Source organism: Campylobacter sp. (assembly GCF_052170435.1).
In the GTDB taxonomy this organism is placed as follows: domain Bacteria; phylum Campylobacterota; class Campylobacteria; order Campylobacterales; family Campylobacteraceae; genus Campylobacter_A.
Genome location: NZ_JBQNAN010000016.1, coordinates 17,595 through 41,173 on the forward strand (window position 1 = coordinate 17,595; position 23,579 = coordinate 41,173).

18 protein-coding genes are annotated in these 23,579 nt (G+C 41.4%); 7 read left to right on the forward strand and 11 right to left on the reverse strand.

What is annotated here, in order from left to right; translation table 11 throughout:
- The first annotated feature begins 18 nt into the window (after window positions 1-18).
- From ACTTJF_RS07290 to ACTTJF_RS07315, 6 genes are all read left to right on the forward strand, one after another.
- A complete protein-coding gene (locus ACTTJF_RS07290; protein ID WP_442551377.1) occupies window positions 19-1,335 on the forward strand; it encodes a TolC family protein in 1,317 nt (438 codons plus the stop codon).
- A complete protein-coding gene (locus ACTTJF_RS07295; protein WP_442551378.1) occupies window positions 1,332-2,501 on the forward strand; it encodes an efflux RND transporter periplasmic adaptor subunit in 1,170 nt (389 codons plus the stop codon). Before ACTTJF_RS07290 ends, ACTTJF_RS07295 begins: the two co-directional genes overlap by 4 nt.
- On the forward strand, window positions 2,494-5,514 hold the full coding sequence (locus ACTTJF_RS07300) for an efflux RND transporter permease subunit (protein ID WP_442551379.1): 3,021 nt from the start codon (window positions 2,494-2,496) through the stop codon (window positions 5,512-5,514). The genes ACTTJF_RS07295 and ACTTJF_RS07300 overlap by 8 nt, the downstream gene beginning before the upstream one ends.
- A gap of 339 nt (window positions 5,515-5,853) precedes the next feature.
- Entirely contained in the window at window positions 5,854-6,927 is a 1,074-nt protein-coding gene (locus tag ACTTJF_RS07305; RefSeq protein WP_442551380.1) for a PepSY-associated TM helix domain-containing protein, read from the forward strand.
- Entirely contained in the window at window positions 6,924-9,062 is a 2,139-nt protein-coding gene (locus tag ACTTJF_RS07310; RefSeq protein WP_442551381.1) for a TonB-dependent siderophore receptor, read from the forward strand. Before ACTTJF_RS07305 ends, ACTTJF_RS07310 begins: the two co-directional genes overlap by 4 nt.
- A gap of 297 nt (window positions 9,063-9,359) precedes the next feature.
- Window positions 9,360-9,977: a tetratricopeptide repeat protein gene (locus ACTTJF_RS07315; protein WP_442551382.1), complete on the forward strand. Its 618-nt coding sequence runs from the start codon at window positions 9,360-9,362 to the stop codon at window positions 9,975-9,977.
- A 222-nt stretch (window positions 9,978-10,199) separates the two neighbouring features.
- Here the strand turns inward: ACTTJF_RS07315 and ACTTJF_RS07320 are convergent, their stop codons facing one another.
- Window positions 10,200-11,744 carry an inorganic phosphate transporter gene (locus ACTTJF_RS07320; protein ID WP_442551383.1) on the reverse strand — a complete coding sequence of 515 codons (1,545 nt, stop codon included), beginning with the start codon at window positions 11,742-11,744 and terminating at the stop codon, window positions 10,200-10,202.
- A gap of 130 nt (window positions 11,745-11,874) precedes the next feature.
- Here ACTTJF_RS07320 and ACTTJF_RS07325 point away from each other — a divergent pair, with 130 nt between their 5' ends.
- Window positions 11,875-12,312: a GatB/YqeY domain-containing protein gene (locus tag ACTTJF_RS07325; protein WP_442551384.1), complete on the forward strand. Its 438-nt coding sequence runs from the start codon at window positions 11,875-11,877 to the stop codon at window positions 12,310-12,312.
- 432 nt (window positions 12,313-12,744) lie between these two features.
- Here ACTTJF_RS07325 and ACTTJF_RS07330 read toward each other — a convergent pair whose 3' ends face one another.
- From ACTTJF_RS07330 to ACTTJF_RS07375, 10 genes are all read right to left on the reverse strand, one after another.
- Window positions 12,745-14,007 carry a methyl-accepting chemotaxis protein gene (locus tag ACTTJF_RS07330; protein WP_442551385.1) on the reverse strand — a complete coding sequence of 421 codons (1,263 nt, stop codon included), beginning with the start codon at window positions 14,005-14,007 and terminating at the stop codon, window positions 12,745-12,747.
- Between the two features lie 10 nt (window positions 14,008-14,017).
- Window positions 14,018-14,521 carry a PAS domain-containing protein gene (locus ACTTJF_RS07335; RefSeq protein WP_442551386.1) on the reverse strand — a complete coding sequence of 168 codons (504 nt, stop codon included), beginning with the start codon at window positions 14,519-14,521 and terminating at the stop codon, window positions 14,018-14,020.
- 20 nt (window positions 14,522-14,541) lie between these two features.
- The gene (locus tag ACTTJF_RS07340) at window positions 14,542-15,792 is read right to left on the reverse strand and encodes a type II secretion system F family protein (protein ID WP_442551387.1); all 1,251 of its coding nucleotides are present in this window, start codon (window positions 15,790-15,792) and stop codon (window positions 14,542-14,544) included.
- Window positions 15,789-17,546, reverse strand: coding sequence for a GspE/PulE family protein (locus ACTTJF_RS07345; RefSeq protein ID WP_442551388.1), 1,758 nt, complete (start codon window positions 17,544-17,546; stop codon window positions 15,789-15,791). The genes ACTTJF_RS07340 and ACTTJF_RS07345 overlap by 4 nt, the downstream gene beginning before the upstream one ends.
- A 109-nt stretch (window positions 17,547-17,655) precedes the next feature.
- A complete protein-coding gene (locus ACTTJF_RS07350; protein ID WP_442551389.1) occupies window positions 17,656-18,561 on the reverse strand; it encodes a transformation system protein in 906 nt (301 codons plus the stop codon).
- The gene (locus ACTTJF_RS07355) at window positions 18,554-19,375 is read right to left on the reverse strand and encodes an AAA family ATPase (protein WP_442551390.1); all 822 of its coding nucleotides are present in this window, start codon (window positions 19,373-19,375) and stop codon (window positions 18,554-18,556) included. Before ACTTJF_RS07355 ends, ACTTJF_RS07350 begins: the two co-directional genes overlap by 8 nt.
- Window positions 19,365-20,966 carry a pilus (MSHA type) biogenesis protein MshL gene (gene mshL, locus ACTTJF_RS07360; RefSeq protein WP_442551391.1) on the reverse strand — a complete coding sequence of 534 codons (1,602 nt, stop codon included), beginning with the start codon at window positions 20,964-20,966 and terminating at the stop codon, window positions 19,365-19,367. Before mshL ends, ACTTJF_RS07355 begins: the two co-directional genes overlap by 11 nt.
- Window positions 20,944-21,366 carry a hypothetical protein gene (locus ACTTJF_RS07365; RefSeq protein ID WP_442551392.1) on the reverse strand — a complete coding sequence of 141 codons (423 nt, stop codon included), beginning with the start codon at window positions 21,364-21,366 and terminating at the stop codon, window positions 20,944-20,946. Before ACTTJF_RS07365 ends, mshL begins: the two co-directional genes overlap by 23 nt.
- On the reverse strand, window positions 21,345-22,007 hold the full coding sequence (pilO, locus tag ACTTJF_RS07370) for a type 4a pilus biogenesis protein PilO (RefSeq protein WP_442551393.1): 663 nt from the start codon (window positions 22,005-22,007) through the stop codon (window positions 21,345-21,347). Before pilO ends, ACTTJF_RS07365 begins: the two co-directional genes overlap by 22 nt.
- Window positions 22,007-23,518, reverse strand: coding sequence for a hypothetical protein (locus ACTTJF_RS07375; protein WP_442551394.1), 1,512 nt, complete (start codon window positions 23,516-23,518; stop codon window positions 22,007-22,009). Before ACTTJF_RS07375 ends, pilO begins: the two co-directional genes overlap by 1 nt.
- Window positions 23,519-23,579 lie beyond the last annotated feature (61 nt).

A 23,579-nucleotide genomic window follows, 5' to 3' on the forward strand; every position in this document is an offset into this window, starting at 1 on the left:
TAACAGAGAAGGGTTTAGATGAAAAAAATTTATATTTTTTTGAGTTTTTGCGTTTTTTTAGTCGCTTCGGAGGTTAAATTTGACGGAAATTTGCCCGAGCTGATTTTAGCCGCACAGAGCTCAAATTTGGCTCAAATTTCAAACTACGAACCGCAAAAAGCGCAGCTACAAAAGGACGCAGTGAAAAGTGCGTATATGCCAAGCCTTACGATCGACGGCGGATACAGCTTTTTAAGCGGCGATATAAACGTCCTGCGCCCGCAAAGAGCCGCCACGGCAAGGGCGATTTTGGAGCTTGCCGTTTATGACGGCGGCAAGCGCGAGGCTCTGCTAAGTTCGCTTTCGCACCTTAGCGCGGCTGAAATTTTAAAAAACGAGGAGTATCAAAACCTGCTTGCGTTTAACGCGACCAAGCTTTATTTTGGCTTTTTGTCGCTGGGCGAGCTCGCGCTGGCAAAAGAGGGCGAGATAAACTACCTAAAAAACGCGCTAAATAGACTGGAAAAATACTACCGCGCTGGGCTTAGCGACGAGAGCGAGTATGAAGCGGTAAACGCTAGATACGCCATGGCGCTAGCCGAACGCCTAGAGATCTCGCAAAATCAAAACGAGATAAAAAATCAAATTTACGCGCTAACGGGTAGGGATATCGAGCCTGTGGCGGGCTCTAGGATCGCGCTTGCTGATGAGGACTTCGCGCCGCAAAAAGGCGAAAAGCCCGAGCTTGAGGCGCTTAGGCTAAATTTCGCCGCGGCTTTGGAGGACGAAAAGATAACCGCGTCCGAGACGAACCCGCAAATTTTCATCAAAAACACCTACACTTTTATGCGCACGCATTACGATAGAAATTTACTGCCCGCACAGTATAGAAGCGTGCTGGAGCCCTATTTTGACGACTTTTTTAAGCCGAATTTAAACACCAACGAGCTGATTTTGGGCTTTAGCTGGAAGGCGTTTGATTTTGGCGCAAACAAAAAGCAGCGCGAGATAAAGCGCATAAGCGCGCTGCAAGCGAAGCTAAATTTAGATCAAAAGCGCTTGCAAAACGAGCTAAATTTGACGAATATCAAAAACGACCTAAAGACGCTCGAGCAAAAGATCGCCGCCGGCGAAAGCGCGCTAAACTCGGCGCAAACCTCGCTAAATGCCGTTAGTAAAAAGTATGAGGCGGGGCTGCTTGGGTACGTAGAGTTTTTAAACGCGACCGCGCAGAGCTTTAGCGCAGGCAGCGCGCTGGAGCTAAGCAAGAGTAAATTTGAGATCAAAAAGGCGGAGTATCTATACGAGCGCGGCGGCAAAATCGCCGAAAATATCGAAAAAACGGAGCGCAAATGAATAAAATTTTACTTTTTTTACTGAGCGCGGCGGTTGCGCTTTGTGCACAGGAGAGGATCTACGCGAGCTTTGACGTCGCGCCCGCAAAAGACGCGCAGCTCGCGCTAAAAGCCGTCGGTATCGTAAAGACCGTAAATGTAGAAATCGGCTCTGCGGTAAAGCGCGGCGACGTGCTGCTCGAGCTTGAAAACGAGAGCGAAAAGCTAGCAGTAAAGCTCGCGCAAAACGACCTAGAAAGCGCGCAGACGGCAAAAGCCCACGCAAAAAGCGTGCTGGATAAATTTAAGCTCGTTCAAAGCGTGAGCTCGAAGCAGGCTTTTGAAAATGCGGAATTTGATTTTAAAAACGCGGCGCTAGCCGAAAACAGAGCGCATCTGGCGCTAAATTTGGCGCAAAAGAGGCTCGAGGATACGAGGCTGCTAGCGCCTTTTAGCGGGACGATATCTGGCAAGAGTATCGAGGTCGGCGAGGGCGTTGGCGGCGTAGCGCAAAAGCTGATGTCGATTTTTTCGTACCCAGACGTGAAGCTCAAGCTTAGCTTTGATGAAAAATTTAAAGACCGCGTGAAAATCGGCAGCGAATTTATCTATAAACTAGACGGCCAAAACGAGGAAAGACGCGGCGAGATTAGCCTCATCTATCCGACTATCGATACGAAAAACGGCAAAATTTACGCCGAAGTACGGGCGCAAAATTTGACGCCGGGGCTTTTTGGCGAGGGATATATCGTTTCCGTCGCGCAGGACGGGGATGCAACGAGCGATGAAAATGCCGCCGAGCCTAAAAACAAGGACGAAAATAAAACATTTGGGCTTAAATTTGAAGGCTTGAAAAACGGCGGGCATGCCGCTGCGGGCGCGAAATTTGACGATGAAAAAGCTAGCTTCGGCGCGGCTAGGTTTTTAAATTTGAGGGCGCAAACAAAAAGCGGCGCAAATTTGAACTCAATTTCTGCGTGCGGTGTTAAATTTGACTCCGCCGCGAAAAATGCAAATTTGACGAGCATGTCAAATTTATCGCATAAACAAGGCGGCATAAATTTAAACGCCGAATTTGACGCGGCGCAAATTTTACTAGCCGCTAAACGCCAAATGCTTTTTGCGGGGCTGGGAGGCCGGGCAAATTCGCCGCAAAAGCTCGTTTTAGCGAAGGCGCGAAATGTATAAACTAGCCATAAATCGCCCGATTACGACGCTGATGTTTTTCGTCGCGCTCGTATTTTTCGGCGCGATGTCGCTTTTTAGGATGCCGGTAAATCTCTTTCCCGAGGTCGTCATCCCGCTGGTTAAGATCACGACCTACGCGCCGGGCGATATGAGCCTCATCGAGAGCAGGGTCACTAAAAAGATCGAGGACGAGGTCTCGACGATAGACGGTATCAAAAAGATCAGGTCATATACATTTAACAACCTCAGCATCGTTTTGGTCGAGTTTAATCTCAAGAAAAACATCGACATCGCCGCAAACGACGTGCGCGATAAGGTCGCAAAGGCAAAGCTGGACGCCCAGCCCGAGATAGAGAAAATCAACAGCGATAGCGGCAAGGTGGCGAGCTTTTTCGTTAGCCGCAAGGACGAAAATTTAACCGCGCTCATGCAAGCGGTCAAAGACGAGGCAAAGCCGTTTTTGCAGCGGGTAAAAGGCGTGGGCAAGGTCGATGACAAGGGCTTTTTGGAGCCCGAGATTAAAATTTACCTTGATCCGTTTAAACTCGATAAATACGCCCTAACCGCAGCCTCTGTCATAAATATAATCAAATCGCAAAATTTAAAAGCGCCGCTTGGCAAGCTGGAAAACAGCGAATTCGAGATATTTTTAAAGAGTGAATTCGACGCTAAAAGCGTGCGCGAGCTAGAGGAGATCCGCCTGCAAAAAGACGTGTTTTTAAAGGACGTCGCGCGCGTGGAGCTATCTCATCACGACACCGACGCCGTAGCGATGTATAACGGCAAGCGCGGAGTGTTGCTTGACGCTATAAAAGTAAGCGGCGCAAACACGATCGAGACGATAGACGCGCTCAAGGCTAAAACGGGCGAACTAGCGGCGAGGCTGGGCGAGAACTACGAAGTAGAGAGGGTTTACGAAAAGAGCGAAAGCATCCTAAAGCACATAAATCAGGTCAAATTCGACATGATGCTGGGCGTCGCGCTCACCGTCGTCATCGTCTTTTTCTTTTTGCGAAGCTTTAGCGCGACTATCATCGCCGCGCTTGCGATACCTGCTAGTATCGTGGGGACGTTTTTTATCATCGACGTTTTGGGCTTTGATCTAAACCGCCTGACGCTACTGGCTCTAACGCTTGGTATCGGTATATTTATTGACGATGCGATCGTGGTCGTAGAAAATATCTCCAAAAAGATGCAAGAAGGCGAGAGCAATCCGCTAAAAGCGAGCTTTGAGGGCGTGCGCGAGATAGCCTTTAGCGTGCTTAGCATTAGCGCGGTGCTGCTTTGCGTGTTTGTGCCGATTGCTTTTATGGAGGGCATCGTCGGGCAGTATTTCAACTCCTTCGGTATGAGCGTGAGCGGCGGTATCGTGGTGTCGTTTTTGGTTTGCATTATGCTGATACCTAGCCTGGCGGCAAGGTTTTTGAGTGAGGGCGAGAGTAAATTTTACCGCGTGACGGAGCCTGTATTTGAGGCGCTTGAGAGCGGTTACGAGCGGCTTTTGAAGCTTATTTTGAGGTTTAAAACCGCGTTTGTTATACTTACTTTGGGCGTGCTGGCTCTTTGCATGAGCCTAGCGGGCAAGGTCGGTATGGACTTTTTGCCCGTCGAGGACGAGGGGCAGTTTGAGATATTTTTAAAGGCAAACCCCGGCATCTCGGTCGAGGCTATGAGCGCTAAAGCCGGCGAGGTCGTACGCGCCGTAGATAGCGATCCGCGCGTCGAGTACTCCTATATGATCGCGGGCTACACGGACTCAAAAGACGCATACAAGGCTAAAATTTACGTCCGCCTAAAAGGCTTTGAGTCGCGAAAAGAGCGCCAAACGCAGATAATGGACGAGTATAGAAAGAAGCTTAAATTTGAAGGTCTCAGCGTCAAAGTCCTGCAGATACCATACGTCGATACGGGCAGCGACAGCGAGCCGGTGCAGCTAACGATCACGGGCGATAGTTTAGAAAAGCTAGATGAAATTTTGCCTAAAGCCATAGCGATGGTGCGCGCTATCGAGGGCACGACGGATGTGGGCAGCGATAACGAGGACAAGATAAACGAGCTGCAAATCAGCGTAAATAAAGACAAAGCCAAACGCCTAAACGTCGATCCTAGCGCGGTCGCGCAGGTGATATATGCGTCGTTTGGGCAAAATAGGCTAGGTAGCTTTGATAACGGCGACGCGCAGTACGATATGATACTGAGGTTTGACGACGAGTACCGCAAGGACACGCAGGCGCTGCAAAAGCTAAAGATCAAAAACGCGCAGGGCGAGAGTATAAGCCTAAGCGCGGTGGCGGAGTTTAAGACGAGCAAGACATTTTCCGTGATAAACCGCTTTAACAAACAGCGCCAGATCAGGATCGTGGCAAACGTGGATAACGTCCCGCTAGGCGCCGTGCAAAAAGGTATCGACGAAAATATCGGTCAAATTTTGCCCGCGGGCTATGATTACGTGATGACGGGCTTTATCGAGATGATGAACGACACGAACGCGGCCTTTGTGTTTACGATCAGCCTTAGCGTCGTGCTCATCTATATGATCCTGGCCGCGCTTTACGAGAGTTTTATTTTGCCGATCATCATCATGATCTCGATGCCGCTGGCGTTTGGCGGCGTGGCGGTCGGGCTGTATCTTAGCGGCAACTCCTTTAGCTTGTTCGTCATGGTCGGCGCGATATTGCTTTTCGGTATGGTGGGTAAAAATGCGATTTTGGTCGTGGATTTCGCCAATCGCTACGCAAACGAGGGCACGCCGCTAAACGAAGCCATCGTACGCGCTGGCGTTAAGAGGCTGCGAGCGATACTGATGACTACTTTTGCGATGATATTTGCTATGCTGCCGCTTGCTCTTAGCAGGGGTGCTGGATACGAGGGCAACTCTCCCATGGCGATCTCGGTGATCTCGGGACTCATTAGCTCGACGCTGCTAACGCTACTAGTCGTGCCCGCACTCTTTGGCGCGGTGTATAAGATAGATAAATTTGTGAGTAAAATTTATAAAAGAGAGGAAATTTAGGGCTTAAATTTAAGCTTGCTTTAGGCGAGACCTGCATCAAATTTGCGCTTGACGTTTGCTCTACCGTTGGGCGCTGATTTTGTTTAAACTAAAAAGCCGATTTTGCTTTGAGACCACATTAAATTGATTTCCGTAATTTAACGTAACAAATTTGCCGTTTTGCATTCGTCTGCCTCTGCTAAACCCTGTTTTTAAATATTCAGCACAAAATATAGATTACTTATTTATCTGATAACGGTTTTAGAAATTATTAATTTTTAAAATGCTAAAATCCGCGCCGATTTAAAGCAAATTTTAAAAGGGCAAATTTTAAACGTGAATATATTTAGCAAAAAGATTATGTATAAGATTCACACTTACGCTTCGCTTATATTTTGCATTCCTTTAGTTATCGCGTGTTTTACGGGTTCGATTTTGGTTTATAAAGACGAGATAAATAATTTATTAATGCCGGGTGTCATATACGTTGCAAAAAATAGCGACGAAAACGAGCAAAAAGGTAGATTAAAATTTGACGAGCTAAGAGAAAAAATAGAAAAAAAGTATCCAAGGCACGAGATCGTAGGTTGGAATATCGACGTAGATCCCCAAAAAACGGACAAAATTTGGCTACTGCCTCACGGTGCGGGCCAAAAAGAGTGGGCGTGCGTGTATTTAGATGCATTTAGCGGAGAGATAAAAAGCGACCTCGTGCCGCATGATAGCGGATTTATCGGGGTTATCACCGAGCTTCACGAAAATTTACTCCTTAAAAAAAGCGGTCAAATTTTACTCGGTCTGACGGCTATTTTTGCCTTTATTATTTCGATTAGCGGCTTTATCGTTTACCGAAATTTTTGGACGAATTTACTGCGCCTTCGGTTTGCGAGAATGGCGGTTTTTATGAGCGATTCGCACAAATTTATCGGCGTTTTTTCGACGCCCGTTATCTTTGCGGTCGCGCTTAGCGGTGCTTGGTGGGAGCTTAGGTTTATGTTTATGCCGCCTTTTGATAACTCTAAATTCGTAATCGGTCCGCAAATTTACGATAAAAATATCTCAATCGACGCCCTCGTGCAAAGAGCGGCCGCCCATATGCCGGGATTTGAGACGCATTACGTTAGCTTTCCGTTTTTTGATGGCGCAAATATCACGCTTTACGGACAAAAACCGCAGCAAAGCTTCCTGCATAGCCAGTACTCAAGCACCGTTTCTTACGATAAAAACAGCGCAAATTTAATCGATGTAAAAGATATCGAGCTAGCAAGCAAAACGGATAAATTTTTATCGACGTTTAGGCGCGCTCACTACGGCGATTATAACCCTGCGACTAGATTTTTTTGGTTTTTGTGCGGGCTAGCTCCGCTTGCGCTTAGCGTTTCGGGCATTTATTTATGGATAAAAAGATCAAATTTTAAAAGGAGAAAGAGATGAAAAATAAAATTTTGTTTTCGGTTGCGGCGATAAATTTGCTAGCATCCGTTCAAATTTTAGCCGCCCAAAACGGCGAGAACGCAGCGGGCAAAGAGACGCTGCAGGCCGTCGAGGTCACTAGCGAGCAAAGGCGCGACGACGTCAAATACAACGCCAAAGAGCTTGTAAAAAGCACCACGAGGCTAGACCTTACCTCGCGCCAAACGCCTCAATCACTTACCGTCATCACCGAAGCTAGGTTAAAGGATCAAAATATCAACGACTATCAGGTGCTTTTGCGAAATATTCCCGGCGTCACGCTTAGCAAGTGGGATGAGCGCGTATATCCTACGGCTAGAGGCTTTAAGATAGATTATTATTTACTTGATTCGATGCCAAGCTTTGGCGGATTTAGCCTGGGCGCAAACGATATGAGCATGTTGCCGTATGAACGCGTCGAAGTCGTAAAGGGCGCAAACGGCCTGCTAGCCGGTGCCGGCAATCCGGCTGCTAGCTTAAATTTCATCCGAAAAAGAGCAAATTCAAAAGAATTGACGGGAAATTTTAAACTAAGCGCGGGCTCGTACGATAGATACGGGGTATCTGGCGACGTGCAGACTCCTGTGACTGCTGACGGCAGCGTGCGGGCTAGAGCGTCTTTTATGCACGAGAAGTCTCGCTCGTATATGGACTACTATAACCGTAAAAACACCGCTATCTACGGCGTAGTGGACGCTGATATCATGGATAGTTCGTGGCTTAGCCTGGGCGCATTTTATCAGGAGCTAAAGCGTCACGGCGTACGCTGGGGAGGGATGCCCGCGTTTTACAAAAACGACGTTAGGCGCGAGTTTGGTAAAAACGAAATTTTTTCGCAGCCGTGGACTAGGTGGGATATCAAGACTTTTGACGTTTATACCGATTTTAGGCACTACTTTGAAAACGAAGCCGGCCTAAATCTCTCCTACTCCTTCCGCCGAGCAAACACGGACTCAAATCTACTCTACTATGGCGGTAAGGTAAATTTAGACGGCACGGGCGACATCGGCGGACTTAGCGTCTACGCAAATAAACGCGAAGAAAATATTCACAACGTAGACGCCTACGTAAACGTGCCGTACGAAGCGTTTGACTTGTCTCACGAGGCGGTTTTCGGCGCTATGTATAACAACTATAAAAAAAGCTCCGACAACGTCAGTAGCTACTGGAATAGCCGCACGACTCCGGCGGGCCTAGCCTATGCGGCGCGTACTAGGATAGACTTTAAAAACCTGCACCTAGACGATCCAAATCTACCTTACGCCGATCAAAACAACGCCGATAAGACGGTGCAAAAGGCCGTATATTTGGCTAACAAATTCTCAATCACGGACGAGCTAAAGTTTTTGCTGGGAGCTAGGATGAGCTACTATAAGTACCGCATCGCGGGCGGCAACGGCAATAGAAACTTTACGCAAGAAATCACGCCGTATCTAGGTATAACGTACGATATCGGCGAAAATCACACTCTTTATGCTAGCTACACGAGTATCTTTAAACCTCAAACCGTAAAGGATATCAACGGCAAATACTTAGATCCGATCCAAGGCAAAGACTATGAGCTGGGTATAAAGGGCGATTATTTTGACGGAGCGCTTTCGGCCTCTTTTGGCGTATTTAAGGTCGTGCAAGATAAGCTAGGCGCAAAAACCGGACAAAAGATCCCCGGCACTACGACTGACGCATACGAAGCTAAAAAAGGCGTAACGAGCAAGGGCTTTGAGGTGGACGTAAACGGCGAGATAAATCAAAATTTAAGCCTAGGTCTTGGGCTTACTCACTTTAACGCCAAGGACGCCGACGGCAAGAAATTTGATACCGAAAGCTCGCGCACTACGGCAAATCTCTTTGCCAAATACTCTATAGCGGACTTTAGAGCGGGTGCGGGAGTGCAGTATAAAAGCAAAATTTACGTCGGTAGCGGCGCAAACGAAATCACGCAAAAGGCCTACACGCTGGCAAATTTGATGTTTGGCTATAAGATAAGCAAAAATTTCGACATTCAGCTAAATATCGACAACGTGTTTAATAAAAAATACTTCGAGGGCATCGGCAACAACAAGATGGTTTACGGCGACCCGCGAACGTTTAATCTAGGCTTTACGTATAGTTTTTAAGCCCTTTAGATTTTTTGCCGCGTAGCTTTGTTTGCTAGTGCGGTTATCTAGATTATAAATTCGGCGCTTTTTGTCGGTATTAAATTTGTAAATTTACGAATGACGATAGGCGCCAAATTTAGATATAAAATTAAGCGTAAATTTGTCTTAACGTGCTAGAAATACTCTTTTAATGAGCAATAAATTTGTTACAAACTCGGCTATGTTTGATTGTAATTGAGTTTTTAAAGTTTATTTTAAGCATTATTTTGGCGAACGTAAGGTAAGATTAAGGCAAATTTTTCTTAAGGCTAAATTTTGAAACGCGCTCTTGTTCAAGCTATCTCGCACGTTGTCGTTTTTGCGCTGGTTGCGGCGTTTGCTAGCGGTTGCGCCGCTCAAAAAAAGGCGACTCCCGCACCCCCAAAGCCGGTTACGCAAGCTGAAGTTAAGCACATCTGCGACGATAAAACCCCAAAAGAATGTAACAACACGGGCGTGAAATTTGAAAACGACAAAGACTACGAGCGCGCAAAGCTCTGCTATCAAAAGGCCTGCGACGATAATGAGGGTATCGCCTGCTCAAATCTAGGCTCGCTACACCAAAAGCTAAAAAGTAAGGATGAGAGCGAGATCTTGACGATATTTGCAAAGTCCTGCACGCTTGGCAACAAATACGGCTGTTATAACGCAGCTAACTTTTACCGCCTCGGGCGCGGTACGGAGCATGATTTTGCCGCGGCGCGTAGACTGTACGAAAAGTCATGCTTGCAGCTAGAACATGCGCAAAGCTGCTCAAATCTAGGCGGTATGCATCAGTTTTCGCTAGGCGTTAAAACCGCAGACTTGGAAGCGGCAAAGAAATTTTATAAAATGGGCTGTGAGATGGGCGATGAGATCGGCTGTAGAAATCTCTCACTGATAAACAACGAGTAAAATTTACTTTTATGTTTGCCTCGCACCGCTAGCTCTGACTTCTAAAATCTACTTAAGTTACCGCTAAATACGGGCTATTTTCGACATATGGATTTTGAGCGTTAAATTTGATGAAACGACAAAGCCGTGTCTAAATTTACCTCAAATTTGTCACGTATAAAAGCTAAATTTGTAAATTTAAGTATATAAAATGCTGCGAGCCGTAGCTCGCAAGAGTCAAATTTAAAGACCTAGCATAGTCTTAAGAAGCATGTAGATTAGCGCTGCCGAGCCGCCTGCGATCGGTAGGGTGATGACCCATGCAAGTACGATAGGTTTGACCATTTTCCAGTTGGCGTCGCGGTTTAGGATACCGATGCCGAGCACCGCGCCGATAAGGATGTGCGTCGAGGAGACCGGTATGCCGAGCTTTGTAGCTAGCAGGATAACGGTACTAGCGGCTAGTTCGGCGCTAAATCCTGTCGTAGGTAGGATCTCGGCTAGCTTGCTGCCTATCGTGGTGATGACTTCTTTACCTAAAAACCAAAGCCCCACCACGAGCGAGATGCCAAATGTCACCATCGCAATGCCCGGCACCGGAGCGGTGGCGTTTATCGAGCCTGTTTTTAGCACGTCTAGGATCGCGGCAAATGGACCTACTGCGTTTGCTATGTCGTTGGCGCCGTGAGAGAATGCAAACGAGGAGGCGGTAAATATCTGAAACCACGAGAAAATGCGGTTCGTGCTCTTTTCTGCGTTATCTTTTTTCATGACGTTTATCATCGCAAGCGTGGCGAGATATGTGACGATACCGATGACGCAGATGATCCAGATCGTGCCAATGAATCCGATGTCGAGATTTAGGTGTGCTAGGCCTTTAAATAGCATCATTGAGGAGATGATGATCGCGCCGATGCCGGCCACCATCGGGATGTGTTTGCGCATAGCTTTTGACGTATCTAACTCTTTTTCGCGCTCTTTCATGGCTTTGATGGCGAGTTTGTATTCGCTGCGTTCACCGCTTTCGACGTCGTCCTCGTCAAGGACCGCGATCTTGCTTAGTATCCTTATTTGTTCGCTTTCCGGTTTTGTTTTTAGCTCTTGCAGATAGCGCTCTTTGTAGGCTTTACGCTCGCGTTTTAGTACCTTTAGCTCTAGGGTAAATTTGCGAGTCGGGATCAAAATTTTAGATTTTATGTAGCCGTAAATGAAGTAAGAAAGGATGCCTCCTAGCAGCGGCGAGATCACCCAGCTGACAGCAATCCTGCCTATCTCGCTCCAGGAAACCATGGCTAGCGCTTTATCTCCGCCCATCGTCGTAAAGCCCATCGTAAGCCCGGCGCCAACGATGCCGCCTACGATCGAGTGCGTCGTGGAGATGGGTAGACCCTTTTTAGACGCGATAAATAGCCAAATGCCCGAGCTTAAAAGCGCCGACATCATAATCAGCACGAAAAGCATCGGCTCCGTACCCTCCTGCGGGAAGCTAACGATGCCTTCGCGGATGGTTTTGGTCACCTCACCGCCGGCGAATATCGCGCCGCTAAGCTCGAAAATAGCGGCTATAACTAGGGCTTGCTTTATCGTGACGGTCTTGGCGCCTACGCTCGTGCCAAAGGAGTTTGCGACGTCGTTGCCGCCGATGTTAAACGCCATAAAGATACCGAAAATACTAGCGATACTGAAAAGCAAAAAGTGATGAGTCGGGATGTACTGATAGCCCCAAACGAAAAATCCAAACGCGGTAATGGCGAAGATCGCAAAGGCAAAAAGATTGTCGCTTCTCAAGCAAGTCCTTTTAAAAATGAATGGTTAATTATAGCTATATTTTTCTTAAGCAAGCCAAATTTAGGCGGTTTTATTAGCTTTAAATTTTAGCTTCGTTATAATTTGCCCACTTAAATTTAAAGGAGAAAAAGTGACTATCAGGGAGAAAATTTTAGACGATATCAAGACTGCGATGAAAGAAAAAGATAACTTTCGCCGCGACACGCTAAGGCTCATAAACTCGGTAATCAAACAAGTCGAAGTCGATGAGCGCGCCGAAATGACCGACGAAAAGGTGCTACCTATCCTACAAACCCAGATCAAACGCCGCATGGACTCTATCGAGCAGTATAAAAACGGCGGCAGGGACGATCTGGCGCAAAACGAGCAAAAAGAGATCGACATCATAAACGGCTATCTACCTAAACAACTAAGCGCAGACGAACTAGAGGCCCAGATAAAAGCGATAATCGCCGGACTAGGCGAGGGCGCAAATATCGGCGCCGTAATGAAAGCAGCCAAAGAAAAAATCGGCGCTAGAAGCGACGGCAAGAGCATAAGCGAGTGCGCAAAGAGGTTACTGGGCTAAATTTGTATTTAAATTTGACCGAATTTGTTTTGGAATTTGGTCAAATTTGAGAGAAGGCAAGCTTGCTTTAGACAAGGTTGCCTTTTATGAAATTTAAAGCGATACGGAGAGTGACTGGTGCGCTTTTTGGTTAAATTTGTTGAATTTGCGACATGCGGTTTTTGATTGTCGCGGAACAAATTTGCTAATTTTGAAATTTACAAGGATGTTTTACGCCTCTTGCAAAAGAGTGTAAATTTATGCCTACAAGTTTTAAACAAACCCTAGATATTTTTTATTGCTCTCAGGCATGGTTTGTACTATTTTGATGCGGCTATGCATTCTAAGATTTTTGCTTTTGTAGACTTGCTTTAGATTGATTTTTTGAGGTAGCATGAGAGGGTTCAAATTTGAGCCAAATGTTTTAAATTTGGCTCAAATTTTCATATAACATTACTTTACGCTTTCTTCGATCGTTGCGTCTATTATCTTAAATATCTCGCCGCTTGCTTGTTTGACTTTAGCAAATCTGTCGACGAATTTTTGGATATCGTTCATATTGTAACCATTTTTTGAGTCGTCTAGGTTAGCTTTTACTAGATCGCTTATTTGTTTTGCGGGAGCGCTTGCTTTCTCGAAGCTTTTTGAATTTGCAAAATACGCCGCCGCGCTCTCATACCATGCATTTAAATTTTGCATTTGTTTTTGCATATTTTCGTCGTCGCCTCTTTCGTTGATAACGTTTCCGTATGCGGTCTGCAGATACGTCACTCGGTTAATCTTACCGATGATGCCGATTGTTTTGTTTTCGACGTATTTTGAGATTTTTGCGCTTTGTGTCGCACCCTGGCTAAATACGTTCACGGCATCCCTAAATTTAGACACGCTTACGTTTGCGACTTGCGCTATTTGCGTAATTTTATTGGAATTATCGTTTAGATCGTTTGTTTGTTGTTGTAAAGTTTGGATATTTATACCGATTTCGCTTGTAGCTTTTTGCGTATTTTCGGCTAGCTTCCGTACTTCGTCCGCGACTACGGCAAAGCCTCGTCCATGCTCGCCGGCGCGTGCCGCTTCTATGGCTGCGTTAAGAGCGAGCAGGTTTGTTTGCTCGGCGATATCTTTGATTAAATTTACTACCGATGAGATTTCTTCGGTTCTGTGAGTTAAATTTTTAATGGCTTCGGTCGACTCTGTGATCAGGTGTTCTAGGTTGCCCATATTTTGGCTGAGTTCGCTTACGGCCGACATGCTTTCGCTAGCCTTTACTGAAGTGTCTTGCGCCATGGTTGAAATTTGAGTTAAATTTTTAATGCTCTGATTGAGGTCGTTTTGTACTTCTAAAATACCGTCGTTTCCGTTGCCAAGCTCGCTAAATTTTTCGGAGAGTATGCCTCTGGTTTTACCTTTTTGCCCGGCTTTTATACCCTCGACACCCTCGCTCATGGATATGGCGTTGGTTCTAAAAAGACCGCGAAAGCCCTCTGTGAAGATATTTCTATAAGTTATCCCGCTTTCGGCAGATTTTACGCAAGTATTCATCTCTCTTTGCAGGGCCTCGACTTGATCGAGTAAGTCGTTGATGCCAAGTGCTATTTTACCGATTTGCGAATTTGGATCGATTTGTAAAATCCTAGGTTCCAAAAAACCGTTTCTAGCCTGTTCGACTACATTTAAAATTTCATCATAACTTACTTTTTCTTTTTTAAAAAACATAATTTTCCTTTTATAATCTTTGCAAATCGTTCATTAGCTCGTCATAGCTTTTGTTTTTTTCTTTTAAAATACTTTCAAGCAGCTTTGACGATGCCTCTATACCGCCGCTTTTTTCGATCTCCAGTAGTTGCTTGTAAAGCGGAATAATGATTTCTAAAGCTTTTGGATTTGGTTTGCGTCTGACGGAATAGTAACCGATAATATTACCGTTTTGATCAAGTGAAGCCGTCACGTTTGCAAATACCCAGTAAAATGAACCGTCAAAGCTTTTGTTTTTAACGTAGGCAAAAACCTCTTTTTTATTTTTTACGTGCTCCCATAAAATTTTAAAAACAATGCGTGGCATATCGGGATGCCTTACGATATTGTGCGGCTTTCCGATAAGCTCATTGCCTTTTGCTCCGACTATTTGGGTAAAAGGGATATTACAATAGGTTATTTTGCCCTTTGTGTCTGTTTTTGAAACCAAAAACGCATCGGCGCTAACTTGACGCTCAACTAAACTGTTTTGCATTTATTTCCTTAAATTCCTATTTATTGTCGCCCTTGAACGGCATTTCCAAGATCCCACATAGGCATAAAAATACCAAGCGCTAAAAGTATAACCATACCAGCCATAAATAAAAGCATGATTGGTTCGACATAACTTGAGATGTTATCGACTAGATCGCTAAATTTAGCTTTGTAATAATCGGTTATCTTTTCAAGCATCGCATCTATCGCGCCACCCTTTTCGCCAGCGCTTAGCATCTGTATAAGCATGCTTTCGTAAAGCTGAGTATCTCTGAAAGCCTCAGTTAAAGATACGCCTCTTGAAACCGCGATCTTGATCGTAGCTAGCTTGTCGTGTATATCTTGGTTTTCTACCGTTAAAGTCGCTGTTTCAAGAGCGTCGGCGATAGGGATACCTGCCCTTACAAGCTCTGTAAAAATAAGATTAAATCTGCTCATGGTTGAGTAAAATATAACCTTATTGATTAAATAAACTTTTAGCATAAATTTATCAAATTTGTATTTAAAATCATCATTGCTTTTGTATAAGTGCTTGATGGCATATATTGTGGCTATAAAACCGGCTAAGATATATAGGCCGTAATTACTTAATGCGCTCTCTATGGAAAGAAGAATTATTGTAGGAAGAGGCAGTCTTGCTCCAAGCTGTTCAAATATCTCCCTAAACTGGGGGACAACAAATAACATCAAAATAACAAAAGCTATAGCCATAGCAGACATTACTATAATCGGATATCTGAGGGCTTTTTTAAATTTTCTCTGGTTTTCCCAAACTTCTTGTAAAATTTCAGACAGTTTATGTAGCGACTCAGACATATTGCCTGTGCTTTCGCCAAGTTTTACCATAGCTACAACTACATCACCAAGCTCGTTCTTAAATTTAGTTATAGCATCGGTTAGACTTTGGCCTTGGTTAAGGTCGTCGTTTAAGGTTGCAAATATAGCCTTAAGTCTCTTGTCTTCCGTAGATTTTGAAACTTCTTTGATGCTATCATGGATTGAAATTCCGGCATTGGTCATAACGCTTAGCTGCCTAAAAGCAGCAATTAGGTTATTGATTTTTATTTTTGAACCACCGAGAAAAGTTGATACTTTACTAATTAGATCGGCGAATTGTTCTTCTATAGGAACATTTTTTGTTTCACCGACTTTTACTATTATGCCAGCATTTTTATTTTTTGCTATAGCCTGCGCTTCGCTTCTATTGTTTGCTTTTAAGGTCATCTTTTGGCGACGACCATTAGCCATATATTCAACTTCAAAAAATTTCATACCTTAGCCACCCTAAATACTTCATCTATTGTTGTAATGCCTCTTGCAGCTCTTATAACGCCATCCTTAAACATGTCTATAAAATGCTCTTCGAGCGCCACTTTTTTTATTTCTTCTTTTGTGGTTCCGTTTGCTATCATTGCCGCGATCTTATCGCTTATCGGTAAAACTTCACTTATCATCTCTCGTCCTACATAGCCTGTTTGCGAACACTGATCGCATCCAACGTGCTTATAGAATTGATGGTCTTGAGGTAAGAAATCCTTAAACTGTTCTTGTAAATTTGACGGTAAAACTGTTTTTTGTTTGCAGTTTGGACATAGTTTTCTAACAAGTCTTTGAGCTTCTATCGCCACCAATGCGCCGCTAATTAAATACGGCTCGATCCCCATATCGGCGATTCTTGTTACTGCGCTTATTGCGTCATTTGTGTGAAGTGTTGAAAACACTAGGTGACCGGTAAGTGCGGCTTGAACAGCTATGCGTAGAGTTTCTTGGTCTCTGATCTCACCTATCATTATGATATCTGGGTCTTGTCTTAAAATAGAGCGAAGAGCTGAAGCAAAAGTGAGTCCAACCTTTTCATTTACGTGAACTTGCTGGATCATATTTAGCTGATACTCTACAGGATCTTCAACTGTTATTATTTTTGTCTCAACGCTTTTTATATCGTTTAATGCAGCGTAAAGAGTGGTTGTTTTGCCGGAGCCGGTCGGTCCGGTAACTAATATAATGCCATAAGGGGCTTTCATTGCTTTATTAAATTTATCAAAGGTGTTTGGATGCATGCCTAAATTTTCAAGGCTAATTAGGACCTTTGATTTATCTAAAATACGCAAAACTATGCTCTCGCCGTGAAGTATCGGCAAAGTAGAAATACGAAAATCGTACTCTTTGCCGGCTACTTGAGCAGAAAAGCGCCCGTCTTGAGGTTTTCTGCGTTCAGCTATATCCATATTTGATAGCAGCTTCATGCGCGATACCAAAGGCGGAAAAAGGTCTTTGTCAAAAATAAAAAGCTCAGCTAGCATACCGTCAATCCTGCCTCGCACTACACAGTTTGTTGCTGTAGCTTCAATGTGTATATCGCTTGCGCGGCTTACTATAGAAGTTCGTAAAATAACTTCGATCAATTTTAATATGCCGGAGCTATTTTCGTTAGCGTTACCGCCTATCACCGTTGTTGATGAGAGCTCTTTTCTAATTTCGGCAACTATACCTTTGACACTGTCGTTTAATTCAACTTTGCTTAGATACTTGTCAATCTTTGACGGATCTGCAATAACGGGCTTTAGTAGCTTCCTATTAAATACAGCCTGAAGTCTATCTTGCCCAGACATATCAAAAGGATTTTTAAATGCAACATATACGGCGATCTCATCTTCTTTTATGGGTAGCGCCTGGTATGTTTTTAGTTGATTTAGCGGGACTTTTTCGCAAAGCTTGTAATCTATATCAATACCATCTAAATCGATATATTCAAGTTTAAATTTGCTTGCTACTGATTTTAAAAAATCTTTTAAATTTACGGCAAAATTTTCTACGATATCATCGATCGTGATGCGTTGTCTTTTGTAGAGTTCGCCTAGTGTATCATAAATAGAGTCATTTTGTAAATTTGGCGCTTCCTTGTGAAAAACTGATTCAAAATCTTTTTTTTCTTTTAGGGCAGTCTCGATATTGATATATTGTGTTTGTGTTATTAGGTTGTTTTTCAAAATGTCAGTTAAAAATATTTCATAAATTTTCTTCACTAGGATACCTTTTTAAAATTTTTAGGAGGATAAGACATGAGAGCACAATTGGTTAAAACTGTTCTCTAAATATTTAACATAGCTCCCATGCTTGATAAAATGATACTTATTATAAAGCAGTATCGTCCTCTATTTGTCTCATAAGGTCTTCAATATTTGCAGAATTTGCTTTATCGTTGTATATTCTAAGAACGCTTATTGCATCATCTTTTTGTTTTAGATTATACTTCGACTTTGCAAATATTATCCAGCTCTCTTCATTGTTGCTATCAAGCTCATTTGCTATTAGCGCCCATTTTTCACTATTTTTATAATCTTTGATGTCATAGTATCTTCTTGCAATCAGCACTGCAATATCAGAACTATTTGACTTTTCAAATTTAGCGGTTAGCTCATCGACTGAAACATCTGAGCCGGAAGATTGAATTTGGAATTTACTTAGATTTTGAGAACTGCTCATGCCTTTTGCGACAATAGGCTTTTCAGAATCAAAATTTATCATTTCTTCTGTTGGTGTTTTTACTGCAACTTGTCTGCCGCCAATGCTTTTACGCATATTGTCTACCGGTGCCGGCTGTATATCTTGTGGTATATCGTTTGCGTTTACCCAGCCGTGCTGCTGAATTTCAGTATTGATATTGTCTGATGCATCTTCGTTTGCGATACTGTTGTTTTGAGAATTTGATATATTGTCGGTTCCGCCAAAATTATCAGAATTTAACAAAGTATTATTACTTGGATCAATTTTTTGCTCAGGCTCAATATTTTCAGACTGTCTTATAGTATCTTTATTGCTTTCCTTGATATCTTTACTAATTGTTGTGCTACTAACATTATTTACTAGCGAGTCCTTTAGTAGGTAAAAAGTAAGCGAAGATACGGAAACCGATATAGCCAAAACAGCTGAAATGGCGTATATGTAGTTCTTTTTATCTGAAAACTTAAACTCTTTTCTCTTTTTGTCGTAGGCTCTCCATCGCCTTTCTAGCTCCAATATCTCATATGTTTCAAGCATCTATAAGCTCCGATTTGATGGCTGCCATCTCTAAAATTTTCGTTACCATTTTGTCACCGCCTATTATGGTTGGTTGATTTGCATCAAAATATTCGTAGAGCTCAAAAATATTAAACATAAGCTTGTTTAACATCCTTAAATTTCCACGACTCAATTCGTTTAAAAGCCTAAATTGCTCTTCAGTAAATTTTAAAAATATATAGAAAAATTGACTATTCTGAAGTTTATTTTCTAGATAGACTTTCATCTCCTCTGTGTCAACAGAGCCCATTTCTATACTTTCCCATACTCTTGATTTAAAATAATCCCTTGATAGTACATCTTTATCAACGTTTTCATGCGTAGCAAATAAAAATTTAAAAAGACCGCTATCGGACATTATGCGAATTTTCTCCAGTAAAATCTCAGGATAAAGTTGTGATTCGTCAAGAATAACTATTATTGGCTTTTTATCTTGACTATTTTCAATTTTAGCTTCATATATTTTTATAAACTGCTCATAAGTTTCGATTTTTTCTTGAGACTCTTTTTTAAAAATCCCTTCATATAATGATTTTACAAATTCCGATTCATTAAAAAATGGGTACGGAAAAAATAAAATATCGTCGCGATCTTTGAGATCGCTGACGATTTTTTTTAGCAAAAATGTTTTTCCACAACCAGGCTTGCCATAAAATAAAATCAACTTTGCCGGTTTTTGAAACAAATCCAAAATCTTTTTATACGCGATAATGGATTTATCTAAATTTATATAGTCATTTTCTTGTGCAATATCAATAAATATATTTTTAAGAGTAGTATATTTATTGCTCATATATTGACCTCGAAAAACCCAAATCTTTAAGAGATTGATTGATTGGGGCAGCATTTGATACATCCACTATTCTTGGCGTTATTATAAACACAAGCTCTGTTGTCCTAATATTATCCTTTGTGCTTTTGAATGCATGTCCAAGCACAGGAATGTCTCCTAAAAGAGGAACCTTGGTATTCTCCTTGCCTTTGGACTGAGCTATCAGTCCGCCCAGAACTATCGTGTCGCCACTATTTACTTGAACAACTGTAGAAAGTTTCTTTTGAATAGTGTCGGGCGCTATTTCTCTTATTGTCGTGCTTTGCCTTACATCATCTTCATTATACTTAAAACTACTAAGAGATGGGTTGATGCGCAACATAATCTTATTATCGTCTGAAACTTCCGGTAAAATATTGAGTAATATTCCTATAAAAACGGAATATTGTTTATAAGTTATAGTGGTTTTACCATTTAGCGCATTATTGTTTTGACTTTCTTCCTGAACGCGGTAATTTACGTTATCACCTACTGAAATTAGAGCTTGCTGGTTATTTAATGTTGTGATTTTGGGGCTTGAGATAACCTTTGTTTTTCCGTTTGTTTCAAGAAAATTTAAAACACCATCTAAATTAAAGTTAAATCCAGCAATTAGATTCATACTTTGAGAAAAACCTCCTCCAAGACCATTTCCTCTATTTGACCAAAACAAATCATTTGCAGGGATTAGACTGTATGTGTTGGTTCTAGTTGTTATAGGATTGCCGTTAGCGTCTTGCGAGATTGATTCTGTTATGCCGCTTACTATCGGCCTACTGTACAAACCAGTTTTAAAACCGATATTAAATTTGCTCCAGTCAACACCCTTTGTGTAACTATTGGCAAGCTCTACTGATATTATGGATACATCTATAACAACTTGTTTTTTAAGTCTTTCTTGGATATCTTTAATATATTCGGAAACTCTTTTTAGCTGAGTTGCTGTACCGGTTACCGTAACCAATCCGGCATTGGCGTTAATGATAGGATCTGGCGCAACGATACTTTCTGTGGTATTGTTTAGTATCGCCTTAATTTCGGTATCTAGTTTTTCCCAAAAATCAAATTTTTCAACAGTTCTTATAATATTATCAAGCTTGCCACCACCTTTGGTGATATCTTTTTCGCCACCATCTTCTTTTTCATCACCAACTTCGATAGGAGCTGAGTCAACGGAGGCTTTTGTAATAGCAGTTCCTTCTCTAACAGATGTTATATAGTCAATTTTAAAAGTTTTAGTTTGGAGGGATGAAATTTTTAATATATCTTGAGAAAAGGTATAACTCATGTCTTTTTCAGATAGTAAAAGGCTAAAAATTTCATTTAGCGTTTTGTCTTTTATGTTGATTCCAAAAAGCGGTTCACTTATAGCGTCTTTAGCGAATTGATCTTTTGTGACAACACTAAAATGACACATATCTGACAGTTGCGTTAAAATCTCTTGAACGGAAACTTGCTCATTAATTTTAAGGTTAAAAACTCTTTTTTCGCAACTATTGGCATTTGCTGTAGTTAGCGACAAAGCAGTTATAATGGATATGGTAAAAATTCTATTTAATTTTGATAACGACATTTTTATTTGCCCCTTTTGTTAAATTTAAATCGATTTTTTCATCTTTATTTATTAATGTAACACTCTTGGATTTAATGCTTGCAAGCTCATACTCGCCAACATTATCCTTTGCTTGATACCACTTACCATTTATTTTAGCTTTGTTGTTAAAAATAGCTTGCAGATCAAATGTTTCATCCAGAGACCCATTGTTGTCATGATTTGTAGTTTTAATTTTTAAAAAAGGATCAGAGAGGCTTTTTAGCTCTGATTCGCTTAAGCCCTTTCGTTGTTCATTGATTGCACTAAAAAGTTGATCATAGTGCTCCATTTCTGCTTGAGAATTGTTAGCCAAAGATACAGAGCAAAGTATTAATATAAAAAATAAGACTCTATTTTTCATTGATATTTCATCCCCCATATATAAATTCCCATATTTCCTTTTAATTTGCCATCAGTAGAATTTATATCTATTCCATTGACGTCTACTACTAGTTTTGATTCTTCAATAGCATTGATGTAGCCTATGATATCTTTATAATTACCATCGACTGAAACGTTAATATCAAGTATTTGCTCTATTTTTTGTGCATTAGGCTCTTTAAAGGTATTTACGATTTTTGTTATTTTTACATTATTTTTATTTGCTAAAAGAGCCAAACTATCTAAGAAATCAGCCCAGCTTTGCTCATTAAAAATTAGATATGACAATTCTCGAAGCTTATTGTCAAAATATTGATTCATATTTTTGGCATCAGCAAGTTCGTTTTGCCTTTGTTTTAGCTTATTTTGCTTTTGATTTATTTTAAAATTTCTATCATTGTTTCTGTCATTATTTTGACTTACGCTATCTAGATAAGCATTTACCTTATTTAATTGGTCTGTTGTTTGACTGTTGGTTGACATTGAATTATCGTAATAGTCTTGCGCATATTGTATAACAGCATAATATGCAATAACGCCAGACAACACAAGCGCCATAATTAACATCAATGTAACTTCGCTTGGCTTTTTCCCGTCAAAATAGTTATCGATTTTTACAAGTGTATTATCTTTTTTCATTATTTAATCTTTATAGTGACATTTGTTTCATATGATGGTGCTCCATAATTTTTATCGAGTAAAATTTCTCTAGTTAATATGGAGTATCTTTCAGAATTGCTTACGTTTTGTATAAGCTCCGTTAATTTCTTTTCATCTTTGCTGACGAGTGTAACTGTCATATTTCTGTCTGAGTTATTAATTTTTGCAGTCTGTATGTCTTTATTGTTTATCAGATTACTAAGCTCAAACAACACGATGCCTTTCATAGGATAATTAACTTTTTTGTCATAAATTTCATTGATGGTATTTTTTCTAAAATTAATTCTTTCTTGTTCGGCCTCAATTAACTTTGAAGTATCTAAAATTTGTTGATCGGCAGCCGCCAAGGCCGACTCTATTCTTATTTTGTCTGCATTGTTGATTTCATATTCACTCTTTTTATCTGCAGTGTCTATATCGGTTATGATTCCTGATACATAAAGATATAATGGATGTAATAAGCCGAGTGATAAGCCAACTAGCACATACATAATAAGCTTACCGCTGTTGCGTTGAAATAGCGGCAACGGGCGCAAGAAATTTGAGAAGTTAAAATCATTTTCATGAGTTTCTTTGTAGTATTGTGCATTAACCACCATAATATTATGGATGTTGCTTATCTCTATTTCTTTTGAATTTATTGCGATATTTAGCTCAAGATTTTTGGTTGGTATATTTAGTTTTTCTTGCATAAATTCTGCAAAATCACCCATTATTGCATCAGCTACTATATATATGCTTGAAATACTTGACCCATTAAACCTGCTAAGACTGTTTACGATATCGCCTATATAATAGGCTATCTCATCAAAAATTTCCGTTATGAAATTTTTATTTTTATCATCGGGCGTATTTGTTCCGTGTTTAAGTATATTTAAAAACGCGCTATCGTTTAATTTATCTCCGCTTAAAGTAGCAAATTTTTCGCTAATATTTTTTATAGAATACCTAAGCGGTCGTGACTGAATATACTCTCCATTGTAGTAAACTGCTATAAAAGCGTCATCCTCTTGTATTACTATAAAGGCTTCTGTATCTTGAGTAGAAAGTATGTTCTTTTTGTATAACGCATCAAACGCCAATGGAGCAGGAACTACGTAGTCTATAAATGGAATCTTCTTTATTGCTAAAGAGTACAATTTATCTGTAGACAAAACGTCAGATATGAATACATTAAAAATTTTAGTTTCGGACGAGATATTTGGAACCTCATTATATACGATCTTGTATTCAGTTGCCGGATCTAGGTTAAACTGCTCATAAGCTTTTATGGTTATTAGGTTTGATGTATCGTCTTCTTCGGTAGATATCGGAATTTCCACGCTTCCTACCGTGATATCTTTATATTTGACATACGATATGAAAAAGCTATTTTTATTAGCTTTGCTTAATTCCGTTGGAAAAATTTTATTATTAGAAAAAGCATAAGAGGTTTGCAGATACGGATCGTATGTTACTATGCTTCCTGTATCGCCTTTGTTTTTTGCCATAGTTTAAATTTCCTCCAAACAAATAATCAATTGTATGATTGCAAAAAATAATAGAACCCAC